Source organism: Psychrobacter sp. TB55-MNA-CIBAN-0194 (assembly GCF_040309505.1).
In the GTDB taxonomy this organism is placed as follows: Bacteria; Pseudomonadota; Gammaproteobacteria; order Pseudomonadales; family Moraxellaceae; genus Psychrobacter; species Psychrobacter fozii.
Map to the genome: position 1 here is coordinate 1 of NZ_JBEOOW010000425.1, position 262 is coordinate 262.

Annotated in this window: 1 pseudogene; it reads right to left on the reverse strand. The window is 52.7% G+C overall.

Annotation, left to right across the window (positions count from 1 at the left end):
• Window positions 1–262, reverse strand: a pseudogene (locus tag AAEY75_RS15740) (DNA polymerase III subunit gamma/tau); the annotation flags it as partial.

The window sequence follows — 262 nt, forward strand, 5'->3', positions numbered from 1 at the left end:
TTTCATAATAAAGCTGTAATACGTCAGGGCTCATATGCTGGGCAAGCTGATCGATATGCTGTGCTTGCGCTTCATTGACATTGAGAGCGACTTCGGGCAGCAGCTGACACAATGCCAACTGATGCAATAGCTCAGCGAGTCCGTCAAACATACTGCTAGCATCAACCATTTGCGCACGCATCTGCTCGCTATGGGCAGCGACAGCTGGCTGATGCTGATTAGAGTTCTGGGTACGTGGGGTGAGGAAGTCGGGCGCAGCCGG